The sequence below is a fragment of the Micromonospora siamensis genome, from assembly GCF_900090305.1.
Classification (GTDB): domain Bacteria; phylum Actinomycetota; class Actinomycetes; order Mycobacteriales; family Micromonosporaceae; genus Micromonospora; species Micromonospora siamensis.
The window spans coordinates 5,705,182-5,723,632 of record NZ_LT607751.1; the positions used below are offsets into that span (position 1 = coordinate 5,705,182).

The following is an 18,451-nucleotide window of genomic DNA, read 5'->3' on the forward strand; positions in this document are numbered from 1 at the left end:
TGGCAGACTCGCCGCATGGCGAGAATCGTGACCCGGCGCACGTTGCTGACCGTCGGCGCCGGCGTGGCCGGCGCCGCCGTCGTGGGCGGGCTGGCCGTCCGGGAGATCCGGACGAACGCCGCGGAGTCCACCGGCGCTCCGGACGTGCCCGCCGGGGACGAGCGGCTGATCCGGATCCGCTCCGCCGCCCGCAACCGCGAGGTCGACTTCTGGACGGCCGTGCCCGAGGGGTACGGCGACGGCCGCGGCCTGCCGGTCTGCCTGGTGCTGCACGGCGCCTCGGCCACGCCCCGCGACTACGGCCGGCTGGGCCTGGCCCGCTTCCTCACCGAGGCGGTACGCCGGGGCGCCCCGCCGTTCGTCCTCGCCGGGGCGGCCGGCGGGCGGCTCTTCTGGCGCCCGTCCGGGGCGGACGACCCGCAGCGGATGGTCCGCGAGGAGATTCCCACCTGGTGCGCCCGCCGCGGCTTCGACAGCAGCCGGCTCGCCGCCTGGGGCTGGTCGATGGGGGGCTTCGGCGCGTTGCTGCTCGCCGAGACGTACCCGGGATGGGTGCGGGCGGTGGCGGCCTTCTCCCCCGCCGTGAGCCGGGGCGACGCGGTCTTCGCCGGGGTCGACAAGCTGCGCGGGACGCCGGTGGGGCTCTGGTGCGGCCGGCAGGACAACCTGCTGCGCGACGTCCGGACCCTGGCCTCGGCGCTGCCGGAGCCGCCGAGGGTGGCCCGCTGGTCGGACGGCCGGCACAACTTCGGCTACTGGGGCACGGTCATCCCGGAGGCCTTCGCCCTGCTCGGCACCGCGCTCACCCCGCCCGGCCGGCCGTGACGTCCCCGACCGGTCCGGCCGGGGACGGCGACGGACGTCAGTACGAGTAGAAGCCCTGACCGGTCTTGCGGCCCAGGTCACCGGCGGTGGCCATCCGCTGGAGCAGCTCCGGCGGGAAGAACTTCTCGTCCGCGGTGTCGGTGTAGATGTTCTTCGTGGCGTTGAGCAGCACGTCCACCCCGGTCAGGTCGACCGTGGCCAGCGGGCCCATGGCGTGGCCGAAGCCCAGCTTGCAGGCGGTGTCCAGGTCCTCGGCGGAGATCACGCCGGACTCGACCAGCTTGACCGCCTCCATGGCCAGGGCGCAGATCAGCCGGGTGGTCACGAAGCCGGCGATGTCCCGGTTGACCACCACCACGGTCTTGCCGATCCCCTCGGCGAAGTCCTTCGCCCGGGTCAGCGTCTCGTCGCTGGTCTTGTAGCCGCGGACCAGCTCACAGAGCTTCATCATCGGCACCGGGGAGAAGAAGTGGGTGCCGACGACAGCCTCCGGCCGAGACGTGGCCGTGGCGATCTGGGTGACCGGGATGGCCGAGGTGTTGGTGGCGAGGATCGCGTCGGACCTGCAGATCTTGTCCAGCGCCCGGAACACCTCGTGCTTGATCTCGAGCTTCTCGAAGACCGCCTCGACCACGATGTCCGCGTCGCCCGCCGCCTCCAGCTCGGTGGTCGGGGTGATCCGGCCGAGGGCCGCCTCGACGTCGGACGCCTCGATCTTCCCCTTCTCGGCGAACTTCGTCAGCGACTTGCGGATGCCGTCGACGCCCCGCTTCGTGGCCGCGTCGTCCACGTCCCGCAGGGTCACCTGCCAGCCCGCCTGCGCCGCGACCTGGGCGATGCCCGAGCCCATCAGCCCGGCACCGATGACCGCGAGTCGACCCGCCATCTGCTTCTCCCTCGCCTGGTTGGGTGTCTGCCAGCACCCTAACCGGCGGGGTTGAACGAAGATTAAGCCGGCCGACCCGCGCCCGGGCGGCGGGCCGTGGCGGCGGTCGCGGTCAGATCTCCAGGGCCGGCTCCTCGGGTACGGTGCCCCGCTCCACCTCGACGCCGAGCGCACGCAGGTCCGCCACGAAGTCCGGATAGCCCCGGTCGACGTGGTGCACGTGGGAGACCTCGGTGACCCCGTCGGCGCAGAGCCCGGCGATGATCAGACCGGCGCCGGCCCGGATGTCGGTGGCCCGCACCGGGGCGCCGGAGAGCTGCTCGTGGCCGCGTACGACGGCGTGGTGGCCGTCGGTCTTGATGTCCGCGCCCAGCCGCATCATCTCGTTGGCGAACATGAACCGGCCGTCGAAGATGTTCTCCGTGATCAGCGACGCGCCGTCGCTCACCGCGGCCAGCCCGATCGCCATCGGCAGCAGGTCGGTGGCGAAGCCCGGGAACGGCAGGGTCACCACGTCCACCGCCCGGGGGCGGTCGTCCATCCGTACCCGGAAGGCGTCGCCGCGGGTCTCCACCAGGCCGCCGGCCGCGACCAGCTTGTCCAGCGCGACCTCCAGGAAGGCCGGCTCCACGCCGGTCACGGTGACGTCGCCGCGGGTCATCGCGGCGGCGAACGCCCACGTCCCGGCGACGATCCGGTCCCCCACCGTGGCGTGCCGCACCGGCCGCAGCTCCGGTACGCCGACGATGCGCAGCGTGGAGCTGCCCGCGCCGGAGATCCGGGCGCCCATCCCCCGCAGCATCATGCAGATGTCCACGATCTCCGGCTCCCGGGCGGCGTTGTCGATCACCGTCTCGCCCCGGGCCAGCACCGCCGCCATCACCAGGTTCTCGGTGGCGCCCACGCTGGGGAAGTCCAGCAGGATCTCCGCGCCGTGCAGCCCGTCCGGCGCCTCGGCGATGACGAAGCCGTGCTCGCCGGAGACCTCCGCACCCATCCGGGCCAGCCCGGCGATGTGCATGTCCAGGCCCCGGGAGCCGATCGCGTCCCCGCCGGGGTGGGCGACCCGGACGTGACCACGGCGGGCCAGCAGCGGCCCGAGCACGCAGATCGAGGCGCGCAGCCGGCGGACCAGGTCGTAGTCGGCCTCGGCGCCGGGCTGCTCCGGCACGTCGATGACGACCTGGCGGGAGCGGGCCACCCCGCCCCGGGCGACCATCGGGTCCACCGGGTCGTCGGCGTCGAACCGGACGTCGCAGCCGAGCCGGCGCAGCACCTCACCCATGATCGCGATGTCGGTGATCCGGGGGACGTTGGTGATCACGTTCCGGCCGGGGGCCAGCAGCGCCGCGGCCATCAGCTTCAACGCCGAGTTCTTCGCACCCACCACGTGCACGGTGCCGGCGAGCCGGTCGCCGCCCCGGACCCGGATCACATCGACGTCGTTGACCGCCGGGTCACCGGCGTCGCCGGGCCCCACTCCCACCGACCGGCCCGCGGCGCCGTCGGGCCGCGGCGGGATGGTCAGATCCGGTATCCGTAGGCTGTGCGTCATGGCCGTCCACCTCACGCGCATCTACACCAAGGCCGGCGACGCCGGCATGACCAGGCTGAGCAACAACGAGCAGGTGCCGAAGACCGATCCCCGGATCGCGGCGTACGCGGATGTCGACGAGTGCAACGCCGCGATCGGCGTGGCGCTCGCCCTCGGGCAGCTCGACGACGAGCTGCGTACGGTGCTGGCGTCGATCCAGAACGACCTGTTCGACGTGGGCGCCGACCTGGCGACCCCGGTCGAGCCGGACCCGGAATATCCGCCGCTGCGGGTCACCGAGGAGTACGTGGAGCGCCTCGAGGGCTGGTGCGACGAGTACAACGGGCGCCTGAGCAAGCTCGACTCCTTCATCCTCCCCGGCGGCACCGCGGGCGCGGCGCTGCTGCACGTGGCACGGACGATCGCCCGGCGCGCCGAACGGGCGGCCTGGGCACTGGTCGGACACGATCCGGATCGCACCAGCTCCCTTCCGGCCAAGTATCTCAACCGCCTCTCCGACCTGCTGTTCATCCTGTCAAGAACGGCAAACCCGGCCGGCGATGTGCTATGGGTCCCGGGCGGCAAGCGCTGAGTCGCGGATCGTTGCACCACGTCGAGGTCTGGGTACCCGATCTCGACGCGGCCAAGCTGAGCTGGGGCTGGCTCCTCGGCGAGCTGGGCTGGACGCCGTTCCGGGACGTACGCCGGCTACCTGGCCGACGGGCAGGGGTACGAGGTGGAACTGGTCGCCGGGGAGTGACGGATCAGCAGTGGTGCGGCACGCCCCGACGGGCCGGCGCGGTTCGCCCCGCACCGGGCCTACGCGGGCCGGGCACCGGCCCAACCGGTGACCGGCCCCGTCGTACCGGCCCCCGGCAGGGCCGTCCGGCGGGCCGGCGCCGGGCCCGCACCCGACGGGCCCCCACGATGACCGCCACCCCGGCGGCCAGCACCACGCCGGCACCCATCGGGAGCCCGGTCGGCACCCCGCCGGCCGCCCAGCCGATCAGCACGGTTCCCGGCACCCAGACCGCCACCGCCGGCGCGTCGAACGCCACGAAGCGCCGATACGGCAGGCCGGCCATCCCGGCCACCCGGGGCACCAGCGTCCGGGCGAAGGCGGTCCACCGCCCGACCAGCACCGCCGCTCCGCCCCGACGCGCGATCAGGGACTCGGCCCGACCCCATCGGGCGGGGCCGATCCATCGGCCGATCCGACTGTCACGCAGCCGCGCCCCGAGCAGCCGGCCCTCCCAGTAGCCGAGCTGGTCCCCGGCGAACGCGGCCAGCGTGGTCACCGCCAGGGCGGCGCCCAGATCCAGGGTCCCGGCCCGGGCCAGCAGCCCGACGGTGAGCATCGTGCTCGCCGCCGGCACCGCCACCCCGGCCAGCAGGCCGACCTCGGCGGCAAGCAGGGCCGCCGCGAGCAGCAGCACCTGGCCGGGCGGCAGCGCGCCGAGCCGGTCGAGCAGGGCATCGGAGAAGGTCACCCCGCAAGCCTGCTGCGAAAGGAGCCGCCCGCCGTCCTCCCGCCGGGCGGCCCCGCTCCTCCGGGTGGCCGCCCGTCTCCCTAGGGAGGCCCGGCCCGGGATCCGGGTCCAGTGCTCAGCGGCCGGGGTCGGGTACCGGCTCGAAGTCGTCGTCGACCAGGCCCAGCCGGTGCGCCACCACGGCCGCCTGCACCCGGTTGCGCAGCTCCAGCTTCTCCATGGCCGCCGAGACGTGGGTCTTCACCGTGGTCACCCCCAGGTGCAGCCGGGCGCCGATCTCCCCGTTGGACAGCCCGGCGCCGACCAGGGCCAGCACCTCCCGCTCCCGGGAACTGAGCAGGCGCAGGCCCGGCTGCGGGGTGCCCCTGCCCGGTCGCGCCTCCCGGTCGTGCGCGCCGATCGCCCGCTGCACGATCCGCGCGAGCACCCGGGGCGACACCAGCGCCTCGCCCCGCGCCGCCCGGCGGACCGCGTCGATCAGGTCCTCCGGGGGACCGTCCTTCACCAGGTAGCCGATCGCCCCGGCCCCCAACGCGCCGTAGACGTCGGTGTCCTCGGCGAAGGTGGTCAGCACCAGCACCCGGACCCCGGGCTGCCGGGCGCAGATCCGGCGGGTCGCCTCGATGCCGTCGAGCCGGGGCATCCGCAGGTCCATCAGGACGACGTCCGGTCGCAGCCGCTCGCTGAGCCGTACGGCGTCCAGACCGTCCCCCGCCTCGCCGACCACCTCGAAGTCGCCGGCCGTGCGCAGCAGCAGGCCCACGCCCGCGCGGACCAGCGCCTGGTCGTCCACCACCAGCACCCGGATCACCACACCACCTCCCGTACCGGCAGCCGGGCCCGCAGCCGCCAACCGCCCGCGGCGGTGGGCCCCGCGGTCAGCGTGCCACCCAGCAGCCCGACCCGCTCGCGCATGCCGGTCAGCCCGTGCCCGGACGAGGGCAGCGCCGCCTCCGGCCGGGGCCCCGCCGGTCCGCTGTCGAGCACCTCCACCAGCAGCCCGGGCGGTTCCAACCGGACGACGGCCGTGGCGATCGCACCGGGACCGGCGTGCTTCAGGCTGTTGGTCAACCCCTCCTGGATCACCCGCGCGGCCGTGGTCCGCACCACCAGCGGGGTCGTCGCGGCCCGGTGGTCCACCGTCACCTGCACGCTCAGCCCCGCCGCCCGGACCAGGCGTTGCGCCTCGGTGATGATCTGCTCGGGCTCCACCATCGGCGCACCGCCCTCGACCGCCTCCGGATCACGCAGCACCTCCAGCAGCTCACGGAGCTCGTCCAGCACCCGGCCGGCCGTGGTGCGCAGCTCGCCGAAGGCGGTCACCGCGTCGTCCACCCGGCCGGTCTGGCGGATCGCGTACTGCGACGCCCCGGCCTGGAGGGCGATCGCCGCGACGTGGTGCGCGACGATGTCGTGCAGGTCCCGGGCGATGCTGGCCCGCTCGGCGAGCCGGGCGGAGCGGGTCTGCATCTCCTGCCGCGCCTCCGCCTCCCGGGCCCGCTCCTCCGCCACCGCGGCGGCGTGGCGCAGCCCGCCCAGGTAACGGCCGAAGGCGACCGGCGCCGCCGTCGCCGCGACCAGCGTCGCCAGCCGGAGCACCCCGGCCCCGCCGGTGAGCACGCCGGGGGCGGCGGCGGAGCGGAGCACCGTGGCGATCACGGCAGCGAGGTAGAACGCGAACGCCGCGCCGGTGGACGACCAGCCGGTCCGGTACGCCACGAAGCCCAACGCGACCGCCCCGCACAGCACGGGGGTGCCGGTGCCGAAGGGCGCCACCTCGACGGCGGCCAGCATGAGCAGGCTCTCCAGCACCAGCACCACCCAGGGCCACCGGCGTACGCCCACCAGGGCCAGCCCGGCGGCGACGGCGAGCGCGGCGTGCCAGCCGACGCTCTCGGCGCCGAGCACGCTGTTCACCCCCGACGCCAGACCCAGCAGGGCCGCGACCAGTCCGAGCAGCAGCTCAGGCCACCAGCCGCGGAGTCCCCTCACCCGGCCAACCCTACGGAACCCACCTCCCCCACCGGTCCTCCCACCGGCCGGCCGGCCTCCTCCGGGTGGCCGGTCGACGGGCCGCGGGAGTGACCCGGCGCCGGGGACGACGTCCCTAGCGTGGATCGGCGTGACCGACTCCTCGACGTTCCTCAAGCAGTTCGCCCGCCATCCGCGCACCGTCGGGGCGGTGGCGCCCAGCGGGGCGGGGCTGGCCGCCGACATCACGGCGGCGGTGCCGCGTACCGGTGAGCCGGTGGTGGTGGAACTGGGCCCGGGCACGGGCGTCTTCACCGGCGCCGTGCAGCGGCGGCTGGCCGGCCGCGGGCACCATCTGGCGCTGGAGATCAATCCCCGCTTCGCGGCCCGGGTGGCGCGGCGCTACCCGGACGTGGAGGTGCTGCTCGCCGACGCGGCGACCCTGGGTGATCTGCTGGCCGACCGGGGGCACGCCCGGGCCGACGTGGTGATCAGCGGGCTGCCCTGGGCGGCGTTCGGCGCCGACCGGCAGCGCCGGGTGCTCGGCGCGGTGGCCGACGCGGTGGGCGAGGGGGGCGCGTTCACCACGTTCGCCTACCTGCACGCCCGCTGGACCCCACCGGCGCGACGGTTCCGGCGCCTGCTCGACGAGACGTTCGACGAGGTGACCACCGGCCGTACGGTGTGGGCGAACCTGCCACCGGCGCTGGTGTACCACTGCCGCCGTCCGCTGCGCTGAGCCGGCCGGGTCGGGCCGGCGGCCGTCAGGCGGCGGGCCAGTCCTGGGAGGCCAGACGCGGCGAGGCCGCCCCGGGCGGGGCGGCCTCGAGCCAGGAGAGGAATCCGGTGACCGTGGAACGGGCCATGGCGATCTCCACCGGGGCGTGTCGGCTGGTACAGCGGAGGATCACCCAGTCCGCGGGCATGGAGAGACGCTCCTGCCCCTCCGGGAGGCGCCGCCGCTCGACCACCAGCTCCTTGCGGGAGAGCACCCGCTTGGGCCGGATGGCGAAGCTGAACATCCGGTACCACCGGAGCTCGTCACCGGCGAACCGGCCGAAGCCGGGCGACCAGCCCCGGCCGTCGAGCACCGAGGTCACCCGCACGCTGAGGCGGATGATGCCCCCGCTACGGGTGACCAGGGCACGGCGGAGGAAGAGGACCAGGAGCGCGGCGAGGACCACCGCGATGCCGATTCCGACCCCTTCCACGATCTCCATCGGAGGGTGGGCTCAGCGGTTCTGCGCGGAGCTGGCCGGCGTGGCGCTCTCGGCGAGCACCGTGACGCCCTCGCCGGTCACCGAGAGGAAACCGCCGGCGACGTCGTAGGCGACCTGCTGGCCGCCGGCCTGCTTGATGCGGACCTGGCTCGGCTCCGCGAGCTGGCCGAGCAGGGGCGCGTGCCCCGGCAGCACACCCAGCTCACCCTCGGTCGTCCGGGCGACGACCATCTCGGCCTCACCCGACCAGACCTTCTCCTCGACGGCTACGAGCTCGACGTGAAGCTGCTGTGCCACGCTGTCTCCTTGCTGCGGCGGCGGATTTCCGAAATTCTAGTCGCGCCGCCCCGGGGCACCCAACGCGGGTGGCGAGAGGTGCGCCACGGGTCACGGCACGACCCGTGAACCGTTGGCGCTGACGCTACTTCGTGGTCTGCCGGAACTCGGGGTGTTCCAGCAGGAAGGCGTCCAACCGCTCGTCCTTCAGGGCGGTGAAGAAGTCCTTCGCGGCCGGCTGGAACTCCTCGCCGAGATAGCGGGAGCCGCTGTTCACCGGCCCGCCCGGCAGCTTGATCGTCTCGATCGCGCTGGACCGCAGGCCCTTGAGCGCGAGGGCGTAGTCGACCACGCTGTTCCCGCGACCGTTGAAGATCAGCGACTGGCCGGCAGCCCGGACCACCCGGTCCAGCTTCACCGGGTTGGTCACCACGTCGGCGCTGAACGCCTGGTCGACCATCGCCTTGATGAACTGCTGCTGGTGCCGCTGCCGCCCGTAGTCCGCGTCCGGCACACCGTTGCGCGGGTAGCGCTGCCGGACGTAGTCCAGCGCCTGCCAGCCGTCGAGGTGGGCGTTGCCCTTCTTGTACTCGGCCTGCGGGCCGATGTAGCCGTACCCGTTGGGGTTGCCCTCGCGCAGCGTGCCGTCCGGCTTGCGGTGCTCGGAACGGACGTCACGTTCGATGTACATGTCGACGCCGCCCATCGCGTCGACGATCTTGGTGAAGCCGCTGAAGTTGATGATCGCGCCGGCGTCGAAGCGCTCGATGCCGGTCGCCTGCTGCACGGTCTTCGCCAGCAGCTCGAAGCCGCGGGCCGCGTCCGGGTCACCGCCGGGCACGTTGCTGCCGTGCGACATGGCGCCGTTCAGCTTGCCCTTGCCGCCGGCGTACTCCGCCTTCGGGAACGCGGGGATGTCGACGTACAGGTCGCGGGGCACCGAGAAGAGGTACGCCTTGTCCATGCCCGCCGGCACGTGCAGGATCATGATCGAGTCGGCGAGCGGCCGCTGCTTGGCGTTCCGCGGGTCGATGCCGACCAGCAGGATGTTCAGCGGCCCGGAGATGTCACTGCGCTTCTCCTTGGCACCGGCCGCCTGGTCGCCGAAGAGGTCACCCTTGCCCACCGAGCCCTCGTAGCGGGCCAGCAGGGCCTCGTACCCGACGAGTACCGCCCCGCTGAGCACCACCAGCACGGTGCCGAAGATCGTGCACAGCCGGGCCCAGCGGGGCACCCCCGCCCAACGCGACCGCCCCCGGCGGTCCTTCCCGGCCTGGTTCACGCGCATCTCCCGTCGTCACGCCACGAACTTCGTCACGCCCATGAATCAGGACGGGCGCAGGGTGCCGAATGGTTGCAGGTTCCGCGCTCAACGTGAGCGTGGCTCGAACGGTACCCCGGACGCGCGTACGGCAAGCGGCTCGCGAATTCCGACATCCGACGCGAACGGTCCCGGCAACGCGAAGGGCCACCCCGGTATCGACCGGGGTGGCCCTTTTTCGCTGTGAGGGAGTTATCAGCCCTCAGCCATCAGCTCCTTGGCCTTGGCCTGGAGGTCCTCGAGACCGCCGCACATGAAGAACGCCTGCTCGGGGAAGTGGTCGAACTCGCCCTCGGCGATCCGCCGGAACGCGTCGATGGTCTCCGCGATCGGCACCGTCGACCCCGGCACGCCGGTGAACTGCTCGGCGGCGTAGGTGTTCTGCGAGAGGAACCGCTCGATCCGGCGGGCGCGGCCGACGGTGAGCTTGTCCTCCTCGGAGAGCTCCTCGATACCGAGGATGGCGATGATGTCCTGCAGGTCCTTGTACTTCTGCAGGATCCGCTTCACCTCGGTCGCCACCGCGAAGTGCTCCTCGCCGACGAACTCCGGCGCGAGGATCCGCGACGAGGACGCCAGCGGGTCGACCGCCGGGTAGATGCCCTTGTCGGAGATCGACCGCTCCAGGTTGGTGGTCGCGTCGAGGTGGGCGAACGTGGTGGCCGGCGCCGGGTCGGTGTAGTCGTCGGCGGGCACGTAGATCGCCTGCATCGAGGTGATGGCCTGGCCCCGGACGGAGGTGATCCGCTCCTGGAGCTCGCCCATCTCGTCGGCCAGGGTCGGCTGGTAACCCACGGCGCTCGGCATCCGGCCGAGCAGCGTGGAGACCTCGGAACCGGCCTGGGTGAAGCGGAAGATGTTGTCGATGAAGAGCAGCACCTCCTGCTTCTTCACGTCCCGGAAGTACTCGGCCATGGTCAGCGCCGACAGCGCCACCCGCAGCCGGGTGCCCGGCGGCTCGTCCATCTGGCCGTAGACCAGCGCGGTCTTGTCGATGACGCCGGACTCGGTCATCTCGGCGATGAGGTCGTTGCCCTCACGGGTGCGCTCACCCACGCCGGCGAAGACCGAGGTACCACCGAAGTTCCGGGCGACACGGGTGATCATCTCCTGGATGAGCACCGTCTTGCCCACGCCCGCGCCACCGAACAGGCCGATCTTGCCGCCCTTGACGTACGGGGCGAGCAGGTCGATGACCTTGATGCCGGTCTCCAGCATCTCGGTCTTCGGCTCCAGGTCCGCGAAGGCCGGGGCCTTGCGGTGGATGCCCCACCGGTCGTCGGCCTGGATGGTCTCGCCCTCGGCGAGGTTGAGGCACTCGCCGATGGCGTTGAAGACGTGGCCCTTGACCGCGTCGCCCACCGGCACGCTGATCGGCGCGCCGGAGTCGCGCACCTCGGCGCCGCGGACCAGGCCGTCGGTCGGCTGCATCGAGATGGCGCGGACCATGTTGTCACCCAGGTGCTGGGCGACCTCGAGGGTCAGCATCTTCTCGCCGCCGGACAGGTTCACGTCCACGTTGAGCGCGTTGAACAGGGCCGGCATGGCGTCACGCGGGAACTCGGCGTCGACGACCGGGCCGATGACCCGGACCACGCGACCCGTGGCCGTCTTGGTCTCTACTGGGGCAGTCATCACACTTCACTTCCCGACGCGGCCAGCGCGTTCGCGCCGCCGACGATCTCGCTGATCTCCTGGGTGATATTGGCCTGACGGGCCGAGTTCATCTCACGCGTGTACTTCTCGATCATCTCTTCGGCGTTGTCGGTGGCGCTCTTCATCGCCCGCCGCCGGGCGGCCGACTCGCTGGCCGCCGACTCCAACAGAGCCGCGTAGATCCGCGTGTTGATGTACCGCGGCAGCAGCGCGTCGAGCAGCGCCTCCGCCTCCGGCTCGAACTCGTACGCCGGCAGCAGGCCCTCGGACCGCGGACGGTCCTCGACCTGCATCGGGCCGATGATCTTCGTGACCGGCGTCTGGGTCATCAGGGAGTGGAACTCGGTGTAGACGATGTGCAACTCGTCGATCCCGAGCACCCCGTCCGCCCCGGAGTGACCGTCCGCGTCGTCCGCACCGGCGGTGAACGCCTTGATCAGCGTCTCACCCACCTCGCGGGCGGCGTCGAAGGTCGGCTGCTCCGAGAAGCCCGTCCAGTTGGCCTCGATCGGCCGGTCCCGGAACCGGTAGAAGCTGACACCCTTGCGACCGATGACGTAGAGCACGGGCTCCTTGCCGTCGGCCTTGAGCCGGGCGACCAGCGACTCCGCCATCCGGATCGCGTTCGAGCTGTACCCGCCGGCCAGGCCACGGTCGGCCGTGACCAGCAGGACGCCCGCCCGCCGCACCCGCTCGCGCGGGGTGAGCAGCGGGTGGTCGATCCGCGCGTTGGAGGCCAGCGCGGTGAGCACGCCGGTGATGGCCTGGGCGTACGGCAGGGACGCCTCCACCCGGGCCTGGGCCTTGGCGATCCGGCTCGTCGCCACGAGCTCCATCGCCTTGGTGATCTTCTTCATCCCCTTGGCGGAACGGATCCGCTGGCGAAGAACGCGTACCTGGGCCGCCATGGATCAGCTCTCGGCCGGGCGGTCGGTCGTGCCGTCGCGGAAGCGGGTCACCGTCTCGCGGTTCTCCTCGCCCTCCAGCGGCGCGGCCGGGGCCTCGTTGATCCGACGCTCGTCCTCCTTGCCGAGGAAGACCTGCTTGAACTCGGTGATGGCCGAGTCGAGCGAGGCGATGATGTCGTCGCCCCACTGGTTGTCGGCGATCGACGCGAGGACGCCCTCGTGCTTGTGGCGCAGGTACTGGAGGAACTCCGACTCGAAGCGCCGGACCTCACCCACCGGGATGTCGTCCAGCTTGCCCTCGACGCCGGCCCAGACGGAGACGACCTGCTCCTGCACCGGGTACGGCGAGTAGTTCGGCTGCTTGAGCAGCTCGACCAGCCGGGCACCACGGTTCAGCTGGTTTTGCGACGCCTTGTCCAGGTCGGAGGCGAAGGCGGCGAACGCCTCCAGCTCGCGGTACTGGGCCAGGTTCAGCCGCAGCGAACCGGCCACCTTGCGCATCGGCTTGACCTGCGCGGCGCCACCGACCCGGGAGACCGAGGTGCCGACGTTGATGGCCGGCCGGACGCCCTGGTTGAACAGGTCCGTCTCGAGGAAGATCTGGCCGTCGGTGATCGAGATGACGTTGGTCGGGATGAAGGCCGAGATGTCGTTGGCCTTCGTCTCGATGATCGGCAGACCGGTCATCGAGCCGCCACCCAGCTCGTCGGAGAGCTTCGCGCAGCGCTCCAGCAGGCGGGAGTGCAGGTAGAAGACGTCACCCGGGTACGCCTCACGGCCCGGCGGGCGACGCAGCAGCAGCGACACGGCGCGGTACGCCTCGGCCTGCTTGCTCAGGTCGTCGAAGATGATCAGGACGTGCTTGCCGCCGTACATCCAGTGCTGCCCGATGGACGAGCCGGTGTACGGGGCGAGGTACTTGAAGCCCGCCGGGTCCGATGCCGGGGAGGCGACGATGGTGGTGTACTCCATCGCCCCCGCCTCCTCCAGGGTGCCCTTGATGGAGGCGATCGTGGAGGCCTTCTGGCCGATGGCGACGTAGATGCAGCGGACCTGCTTCTTCGGGTCGCCGGAGCGCCAGTTGTCGCGCTGGTTGAGCACGGCGTCCAGAGCGACCGTGGTCTTGCCGGTCTTCCGGTCGCCGATGATCAGCTGCCGCTGGCCCCGACCGATCGGGGTCATCGCGTCGACGGCCTTGATGCCGGTCTGCAGCGGCTCGAACACCGACTGCCGGGCCATCACGTTGGGCGCCTGGAGCTCCAGCTCGCGGAAGCCCTCGTTGGCGATGTCGCCGAGCCCGTCGATCGGCTCGCCGAGCGCGTTGACCACGCGACCGAGGAAGGCGTCGCCGACCGGAACCGAGAGCACCCGGCCGGTGCGCTTGACGCGCTGCCCCTCCTCCAGCTTGGCGGAGTCACCGAGAACGACGACACCGATCTCCCGGACGTCGAGGTTCAACGCCACGCCGAGCGTGCCGTCCTCGAACTCCAGGAGCTCGTTGGTCATGGTCGAGGGCAGGCCCTCGACGTGTGCGATGCCGTCACCGGTGTCGGCGACGGTGCCGACCTCCTCGCGGGAGACGTCGGCCGTGTAGGAGGAGACGTAGCGCTCCAGGGCGCCGCGGATCTCCTCCGTCGAGATGGTCAGCTCGGCCATCCTCTGCTTCCTTAAGTATCAGGGGCCCGGGATACCTAGTACCGACCGGTCCGATGGCGTCGAATCAGGGCTGTGGAAGCGCTGGTCAGCTCTTCGCGAGCGCGTTGCGGGTCTCGTTGAGGCGGCGCAGGACGGTGCCGTCGTACAGGTCGGAACCGACCCGCACGCTCACCCCACCGAGCACCTCGGGGTCAACCGTCTGCCTGACGGAAACCTCTCGACCGTACATCTCGGAGAGGCGGGCACCCAGGCGTCGCTCCTCCTCGTCACTCAGCGGGGCCGCCACGGTCACGTACGCGACCTGCCGGTCCCGCCGGTCGGCGGCCAGCTCGACCAGCCGGGTGAGCGCCCCGGTGAAGGAGCGCCCGCCGAACCCCGCCAGGGCGGTGCCGACGAGGTGGCCGGTGACCGGCCGGGCCTTGCCGGCGAGCAGCTGGTCGACCAGGGTGGCCCGGCGCTCGGCCGGGGCCATCGGGTCGGAGAGCACGGTGGAGAGCTCCGGCGAACCGGCGACGACCTGCCCGAAGCGGAACAGCTCGTCCTCGACCTCACCGAGGTCGCCCGCCTTGTCGGCGCTGGCCAGCAGCGCCTCGACGCCGAGCCGCTCGGTGGCGCCGAGCAGCTCCGACGGCACCGACCAGCGGCCGGAGACCAGCGACGCGAGCAGGTCCAGCGCCTCGGCGCTGATCTTGCCGCGCAGCATGTCGCCGAGCAGGCCGGAGCGGTCGGCACCGGAGCGGGCCGGGTCCGACAGCGCCCGGCGCAGCCGCGGCTCGCGCCGCAGCAGGGCGGCGACGGAGAGGATGTCGTCGGCGGTGGAGGCCACCGCCGACGGCTCCGCGCCGCGGACGTACGCGTCGAGGCGCTCGGCCGCGACCTTGTACGACTCCCGGCTGGCGGCCTGCATCAGCGGGCCCCCGTGCTCTCGAGACCGCTCAGGAACCGGTCCACGGTGCCCTTGCGACGCGCCTCGTCGGCGAGCGACTCACCGACGATCCGGCTGGCCAGGTCGACCGCGAGGGTGCCCACCTCGGTGCGCAGCTCGCGCACGATGGTGGCCCGCTCGGCGGCGAGCTGGTCCTTGCCGGCCTGGATGACCCGGTCGGACTCCTCCCGCGCCTTGGCGAGGATGTCCTGCCGGATGCCCTCCGCGTCGGCCCGGGCGTCGTCCCGGATCTTCGCGGCGTCGGTGCGCGCCTCGGCGAGCTGCGCGCGGTACTGCTCGAGGAGCTGGTTGGCCTCGGCCTGGGCGGCCTCGGCGCGCTTGATGCCACCCTCGATCGCGTCGACCCGGGCCTGGAACGTCTGCTCCATACGCGGGAAGACGAACTTCATGAGCACGAAGCAGAGCACGGCGAAGGCGATCGTGCCCACCACGAGTTCCTGCCAGATCGGCACGATCGGGTTGTGGGTCGACTCACCACCCTCTGCGGCGAGGAAGAACATGGATGACCTCCCTGTCGAGGGTCGGCTTACTTGAAGACGAAGCCGAAGGCGATGCCCAGCAGGGCGAGCGCCTCGATGACGGCGAAGCCGATCCAGACGTAGGGCAGGGTCATCCGGGACGACTCGGGCTGACGCGCGGTCGACTGGATGTAGGCGGCGAAGACCAGACCCACACCGATGCCGGGGCCGATGGCGGCGAGGCCGTAACCGACGGCGCTGAGGCTGCCATTGAGTTCCGCGAGGTACATTGCTGGGTTCCTCCTGGGAATCTCGCGTGACGGTTCACGCGGGACGACAAACGGGCTGTGCGGTTGTGAAGAATCAGTGCTCGTCGGCGAGCGAGCCCTGGACGTAGCTCGCGGTCAGCACCGTGAAGACGTACGCCTGCAGGACGATGACCAGCGCCTCGAGGAAGGTGAGCGCGACCGTCATCACCCAGGAGAGCAGGGAGACCGGCGCGAAGAGGGCGTTGGCGTTGAGCATGGCGAAGCCGCCGAGGGTGAACACCAGCAGCAGCATGTGGCCGGCGAACATGTTGGCGAAGAGACGCACGGCGAGCGAGAACGGCCGGACCAGGAAGGTCGACATGAACTCGATCGGGGTCAGCAGCGGCAGGATGTACCACGGCGCCGGCGGGACCAGGGAGTTCTTGATGTACTTCGCGAAGCCGTGCTGCCGGATGCCGACGAAGATGAACATCACGTAGCTGATCACCGCCAGCATGGCGGGGAACGCGATGTGCGAGTTCGGCGAGATCTGGAAGCCGGGCACGATCGCGAAGAGGTTGGTCAGCAGGATGAAGCAGAACAGTGTGGTGAAGTACGGCGCGAAGGCCACCCCACGGTGCCCGATCATGTCCACCGCGATGTTGTTCCGCACGAAGCCGTAGATCGACTCGGCGAACCACTGCTTCTTGGTCGGCACCAGCTGCGGCTTGCGGTAGCTGAGCAGGAAGAACAGGATCAGGATGCCGACGGCGATCCAGACCATCAGCGTGATCTTGGTGAACCAGTAGGACTCGTGCCCACCCCACGGCAGGATGCTGGGCAGGTAGAAGTCCTCCACGCTGGGTGGGAAGTTTGCCTCGCCCTGTGCCAGGACGTTCGCCTGTCCGAACACCGCGTCCCTTCCTAAGTAGGCGTGCCGAGCTTGCGGATGACCAGGATGATCCCCCCGGCCATGCCGAGCACGACGCCGATCCCGGTGGCGATGCCACCGGTGTCGAGCCACCGGTCGACCAGCCAGCCGATGAGGCCCCAGACGAGCATGCCCGCGATCAGGTAGCTGAGCGCGGTCCAACCCTGGCCGGCGCCGGTCGGAACATCGTCCGGGCGACCGTCCGGTCGGGGGGTTTGGTCATCAGCCATGACGGGGCGAACGATATCAGCCGGAGATACGAGGCTGTGCCTCACCCCCCGCACAACCGTCGTTGTGTGGGCATCTGGCGGGCGTCTCGTCTGGGGGCACGCTACTCCCCTTCCGCCAGTCGGCAAACGACCGAACGGCGACATGCGGGCGCGCCGTCCGACAGGTGGGACGCTCACCCCGCCGAGCTGCGGGAATGCACCCGGGTCAGCCACCAGATGTGCACCCCGGTCCAGACCGCCACGCCCGCGGCGATGCCCGCGGCGAGCGCCGGCAGGCCACCCCAGCCGGTCGACGCCACCACCACCATCACCACCCCGAGCAGGGTGAACTTCGCGACGTACAGGCCGACGCCGAGCGGGAGGATGAGCTGCGGGTTGATCCCGTCGGCCCAGGCGAGCACGACCGTGGTCAGCGTGTAGCTGACCACCGTGACCGCCACGCCCGCCGCCGCGCCGAGCGCCGCGTCGCCGCCGCCGGTCACCCCGCCGACCACCGCGGCGACGGCGCCGAGCACCGCCGACGCGGCCAGCAGCACCGGCAGGTGACGCAGCCGCCAGCGCGGGTCCGCGGTCAGCTCCGCGCCGCGCGTCCCCGGCTCAGCCACGGGGGTACGCCGGGAACGCGGTGACCAGCTCGGTGACCTCGGCGGCGATCCGGGTCAGCTCGTCGGCGCCCCCGGGGTCGCCGGGATCGGTACGAACCGCCCGGGCGACCAGGGCCGCCACCCGGCGCATCTCGCCCTCGCGCATGCCCTGGGTGGTGACGCTCGGGGTGCCCACCCGGATGCCGGAGGCGACCATCGGCTTCTGCGGGTCGTACGGGATCGCGTTCTTGTTCAGCGTGATGCCGGCGGCCTCGCAGCGCGCCTCCGCCTCGGCCCCGGTGACCCCTAGCCGGCGCAGGTCGACCAGGGCCAGGTGGGTGTCGGTGCCGCCGGAGACCGGCCGCATCCCCTCGTCGGCCAGCCCGGCGGCGAGCGCCTGCGCGTTGCCGACCACCTGGGCGGCGTACGCCCGGAAGTCGGGCTGCGCGGCCTCGCGCAGGGCGACCGCCTTGGCGGCGACGGCGTGCATCAGCGGCCCGCCCTGGGTGAACGGGAAGACCGCCTTGTCGATCCGCTGGGCCAGCGACTCCCGACAGAGGATCATGCCGCCGCGCGGGCCGCGCAGCACCTTGTGCGTGGTGGCGGTGACCACGTCGGCGTGGGGCACCGGGGACGGGATCGCCCCGCCGGCGACCAGGCCGACGAAGTGTGCCGCGTCCACCAGCAGGTAGGCCCCGACCTCGTCGGCGATCTCCCGGAACGCGGCGAAGTCGATCAGGCGCGGATAGGCGGTCGCCCCACAGATGATCATCTTGGGCCGGTGCGCCCGGGCCAGGTCGCGCACCTCGTCGTAGTCGATCAGCTCGGTGTCCGGACGCACGGTGTAGCCGACCGGGTGGAACCACTTGCCGGAGAAGTTCACCCGGCTGCCGTGGGTCAGGTGGCCGCCGTGCGGCAGGTCCATCGCCAGCACGGTGTCCCCCGGCTGCACCAGGGCGGCGTACGCGGCCAGGTTGGCGCTCGCGCCGGAGTGCGGCTGGAGGTTGGCGTGCTCGGCGCCGAAGAGCTCCTTCGCCCGGGCGACGCCGATCTCCTCCGCCCGGTCCACCTCGGCGCAGCCGCCGTAGTAGCGCCGGCCGGGGTAGCCCTCGGCGTACTTGTTGGTCAGCGTGGAACCGAGCGCGGCCAGCACCGCCGGGGAGGTCAGGTTCTCGCTGGCGATCAGCTGGAGGCCGCCGCGCAGCCGGTCCAGCTCGCCGAGCACCACCCCGGCGATCTCCGGATCGACGGCGCTGAGCTGCTGGAAGTCCGGTCCCCAGAAGGTGTCCCTCGCGTTCTCCACAGCGAAGC

General features: G+C 71.9%; 21 protein-coding genes. 3 read left to right on the forward strand and 18 right to left on the reverse strand.

Annotation, left to right across the window (positions count from 1 at the left end):
* Positions 1–15 precede the first annotated feature (15 nt).
* The gene (locus tag GA0074704_RS26060) at positions 16–825 is read left to right on the forward strand and encodes an alpha/beta hydrolase (RefSeq protein WP_088972921.1); all 810 of its coding nucleotides are present in this window, start codon (positions 16–18) and stop codon (positions 823–825) included.
* A gap of 37 nt (positions 826–862) precedes the next feature.
* On the opposite strand, the gene GA0074704_RS26065 is transcribed toward GA0074704_RS26060, so the two are convergent.
* Both GA0074704_RS26065 and murA read right to left on the reverse strand, forming a co-directional pair.
* Positions 863–1,711, reverse strand: coding sequence for a 3-hydroxyacyl-CoA dehydrogenase family protein (locus tag GA0074704_RS26065; protein ID WP_088972922.1), 849 nt, complete (start codon positions 1,709–1,711; stop codon positions 863–865).
* Between the two features lie 112 nt (positions 1,712–1,823).
* The gene (gene murA, locus GA0074704_RS26070; RefSeq protein ID WP_088972923.1) at positions 1,824–3,266 is read right to left on the reverse strand and encodes a UDP-N-acetylglucosamine 1-carboxyvinyltransferase; all 1,443 of its coding nucleotides are present in this window, start codon (positions 3,264–3,266) and stop codon (positions 1,824–1,826) included.
* On the opposite strand from murA, the gene GA0074704_RS26075 reads away from it, so the two are divergent.
* Positions 3,265–3,837 carry a cob(I)yrinic acid a,c-diamide adenosyltransferase gene (locus tag GA0074704_RS26075; protein WP_088972924.1) on the forward strand — a complete coding sequence of 191 codons (573 nt, stop codon included), beginning with the start codon at positions 3,265–3,267 and terminating at the stop codon, positions 3,835–3,837. The two genes, murA and GA0074704_RS26075, sit on opposite strands and share 2 nt — an antisense overlap.
* Positions 3,838–4,009: 172 nt before the next feature.
* On the opposite strand, the gene GA0074704_RS26085 is transcribed toward GA0074704_RS26075, so the two are convergent.
* The 3 genes from GA0074704_RS26085 to GA0074704_RS26095 all read right to left on the reverse strand — a co-directional run bounded on the left by GA0074704_RS26085 (position 4,010) and on the right by GA0074704_RS26095 (position 6,727).
* Positions 4,010–4,735, reverse strand: a complete 726-nt coding sequence (locus tag GA0074704_RS26085) for a DedA family protein (protein WP_088972925.1) — start codon at positions 4,733–4,735, stop codon at positions 4,010–4,012.
* A 115-nt stretch (positions 4,736–4,850) separates the two neighbouring features.
* Entirely contained in the window at positions 4,851–5,546 is a 696-nt protein-coding gene (locus GA0074704_RS26090; RefSeq protein ID WP_088973992.1) for a response regulator, read from the reverse strand.
* Entirely contained in the window at positions 5,543–6,727 is a 1,185-nt protein-coding gene (locus tag GA0074704_RS26095; RefSeq protein WP_088972926.1) for a sensor histidine kinase, read from the reverse strand. The genes GA0074704_RS26090 and GA0074704_RS26095 overlap by 4 nt, the downstream gene beginning before the upstream one ends.
* Positions 6,728–6,857: 130 nt before the next feature.
* Here GA0074704_RS26095 and GA0074704_RS26100 point away from each other — a divergent pair, with 130 nt between their 5' ends.
* Complete coding sequence (locus GA0074704_RS26100; RefSeq protein WP_088972927.1) at positions 6,858–7,445, forward strand: class I SAM-dependent methyltransferase; 588 nt, start codon at positions 6,858–6,860, stop codon at positions 7,443–7,445.
* A gap of 25 nt (positions 7,446–7,470) precedes the next feature.
* Here the strand turns inward: GA0074704_RS26100 and GA0074704_RS26105 are convergent, their stop codons facing one another.
* The 13 genes from GA0074704_RS26105 to GA0074704_RS26165 all read right to left on the reverse strand — a co-directional run bounded on the left by GA0074704_RS26105 (position 7,471) and on the right by GA0074704_RS26165 (position 18,443).
* Positions 7,471–7,926: a DUF2550 domain-containing protein gene (locus GA0074704_RS26105; RefSeq protein WP_088972928.1), complete on the reverse strand. Its 456-nt coding sequence runs from the start codon at positions 7,924–7,926 to the stop codon at positions 7,471–7,473.
* A gap of 12 nt (positions 7,927–7,938) precedes the next feature.
* Complete coding sequence (locus tag GA0074704_RS26110) at positions 7,939–8,223, reverse strand: F0F1 ATP synthase subunit epsilon (protein ID WP_088972929.1); 285 nt, start codon at positions 8,221–8,223, stop codon at positions 7,939–7,941.
* A gap of 124 nt (positions 8,224–8,347) precedes the next feature.
* Positions 8,348–9,490, reverse strand: a complete 1,143-nt coding sequence (locus GA0074704_RS26115; protein WP_088972930.1) for an LCP family protein — start codon at positions 9,488–9,490, stop codon at positions 8,348–8,350.
* A 228-nt stretch (positions 9,491–9,718) separates the two neighbouring features.
* Positions 9,719–11,158: a F0F1 ATP synthase subunit beta gene (gene atpD, locus GA0074704_RS26120; protein ID WP_088972931.1), complete on the reverse strand. Its 1,440-nt coding sequence runs from the start codon at positions 11,156–11,158 to the stop codon at positions 9,719–9,721.
* Entirely contained in the window at positions 11,158–12,087 is a 930-nt protein-coding gene (locus GA0074704_RS26125; RefSeq protein WP_088972932.1) for a F0F1 ATP synthase subunit gamma, read from the reverse strand. The genes atpD and GA0074704_RS26125 overlap by 1 nt, the downstream gene beginning before the upstream one ends.
* Positions 12,088–12,090: 3 nt before the next feature.
* Positions 12,091–13,743, reverse strand: a complete 1,653-nt coding sequence (gene atpA, locus GA0074704_RS26130; protein ID WP_088972933.1) for a F0F1 ATP synthase subunit alpha — start codon at positions 13,741–13,743, stop codon at positions 12,091–12,093.
* Positions 13,744–13,828: 85 nt separating this feature from the next.
* Positions 13,829–14,650, reverse strand: a complete 822-nt coding sequence (locus GA0074704_RS26135) for a F0F1 ATP synthase subunit delta (RefSeq protein WP_088972934.1) — start codon at positions 14,648–14,650, stop codon at positions 13,829–13,831.
* The gene (locus GA0074704_RS26140; protein ID WP_088972935.1) at positions 14,650–15,189 is read right to left on the reverse strand and encodes a F0F1 ATP synthase subunit B; all 540 of its coding nucleotides are present in this window, start codon (positions 15,187–15,189) and stop codon (positions 14,650–14,652) included. The genes GA0074704_RS26135 and GA0074704_RS26140 overlap by 1 nt, the downstream gene beginning before the upstream one ends.
* A gap of 26 nt (positions 15,190–15,215) precedes the next feature.
* Positions 15,216–15,437 (reverse strand): ATP synthase subunit c family protein, encoded by a 222-nt coding sequence (locus tag GA0074704_RS26145; RefSeq protein WP_088972936.1) that lies wholly within the window; start codon positions 15,435–15,437, stop codon positions 15,216–15,218.
* 73 nt (positions 15,438–15,510) lie between these two features.
* A complete protein-coding gene (gene atpB, locus GA0074704_RS26150) occupies positions 15,511–16,308 on the reverse strand; it encodes a F0F1 ATP synthase subunit A (protein ID WP_088972937.1) in 798 nt (265 codons plus the stop codon).
* 11 nt (positions 16,309–16,319) lie between these two features.
* Positions 16,320–16,556: an AtpZ/AtpI family protein gene (locus tag GA0074704_RS26155; protein ID WP_088972938.1), complete on the reverse strand. Its 237-nt coding sequence runs from the start codon at positions 16,554–16,556 to the stop codon at positions 16,320–16,322.
* 173 nt (positions 16,557–16,729) lie between these two features.
* Positions 16,730–17,161: a hypothetical protein gene (locus tag GA0074704_RS26160; RefSeq protein WP_088972939.1), complete on the reverse strand. Its 432-nt coding sequence runs from the start codon at positions 17,159–17,161 to the stop codon at positions 16,730–16,732.
* On the reverse strand, positions 17,154–18,443 hold the full coding sequence (locus GA0074704_RS26165; protein ID WP_172880789.1) for a serine hydroxymethyltransferase: 1,290 nt from the start codon (positions 18,441–18,443) through the stop codon (positions 17,154–17,156). The genes GA0074704_RS26160 and GA0074704_RS26165 overlap by 8 nt, the downstream gene beginning before the upstream one ends.
* Between the last annotated feature and the right edge of the window lie 8 nt (positions 18,444–18,451).

What these genes read in the sequence shown, in the direction of transcription:
- GA0074704_RS26060 (WP_088972921.1), top strand. Translation starts at nt 16, where the DNA reads ATGGCGAGAATCGTGACCCGGCGCACGTTGCTGACCGTCGGCGCCGGC.
- GA0074704_RS26065 (WP_088972922.1), bottom strand. Translation starts at nt 1,711, where the DNA reads ATGGCGGGTCGACTCGCGGTCATCGGTGCCGGGCTGATGGGCTCGGGC.
- GA0074704_RS26075 (WP_088972924.1), top strand. Translation starts at nt 3,265, where the DNA reads ATGGCCGTCCACCTCACGCGCATCTACACCAAGGCCGGCGACGCCGGC.
- murA (WP_088972923.1), bottom strand. Translation starts at nt 3,266, where the DNA reads ATGACGCACAGCCTACGGATACCGGATCTGACCATCCCGCCGCGGCCC.
- GA0074704_RS26105 (WP_088972928.1), bottom strand. Translation starts at nt 7,926, where the DNA reads ATGGAGATCGTGGAAGGGGTCGGAATCGGCATCGCGGTGGTCCTCGCC.
- GA0074704_RS26115 (WP_088972930.1), bottom strand. Translation starts at nt 9,490, where the DNA reads ATGCGCGTGAACCAGGCCGGGAAGGACCGCCGGGGGCGGTCGCGTTGG.
- atpD (WP_088972931.1), bottom strand. Translation starts at nt 11,158, where the DNA reads ATGACTGCCCCAGTAGAGACCAAGACGGCCACGGGTCGCGTGGTCCGG.
- GA0074704_RS26125 (WP_088972932.1), bottom strand. Translation starts at nt 12,087, where the DNA reads ATGGCGGCCCAGGTACGCGTTCTTCGCCAGCGGATCCGTTCCGCCAAG.
- atpA (WP_088972933.1), bottom strand. Translation starts at nt 13,743, where the DNA reads ATGGCCGAGCTGACCATCTCGACGGAGGAGATCCGCGGCGCCCTGGAG.
- GA0074704_RS26135 (WP_088972934.1), bottom strand. Translation starts at nt 14,650, where the DNA reads ATGCAGGCCGCCAGCCGGGAGTCGTACAAGGTCGCGGCCGAGCGCCTC.
- GA0074704_RS26140 (WP_088972935.1), bottom strand. Translation starts at nt 15,189, where the DNA reads ATGTTCTTCCTCGCCGCAGAGGGTGGTGAGTCGACCCACAACCCGATC.
- GA0074704_RS26145 (WP_088972936.1), bottom strand. Translation starts at nt 15,437, where the DNA reads ATGTACCTCGCGGAACTCAATGGCAGCCTCAGCGCCGTCGGTTACGGC.
- GA0074704_RS26155 (WP_088972938.1), bottom strand. Translation starts at nt 16,556, where the DNA reads ATGGCTGATGACCAAACCCCCCGACCGGACGGTCGCCCGGACGATGTT.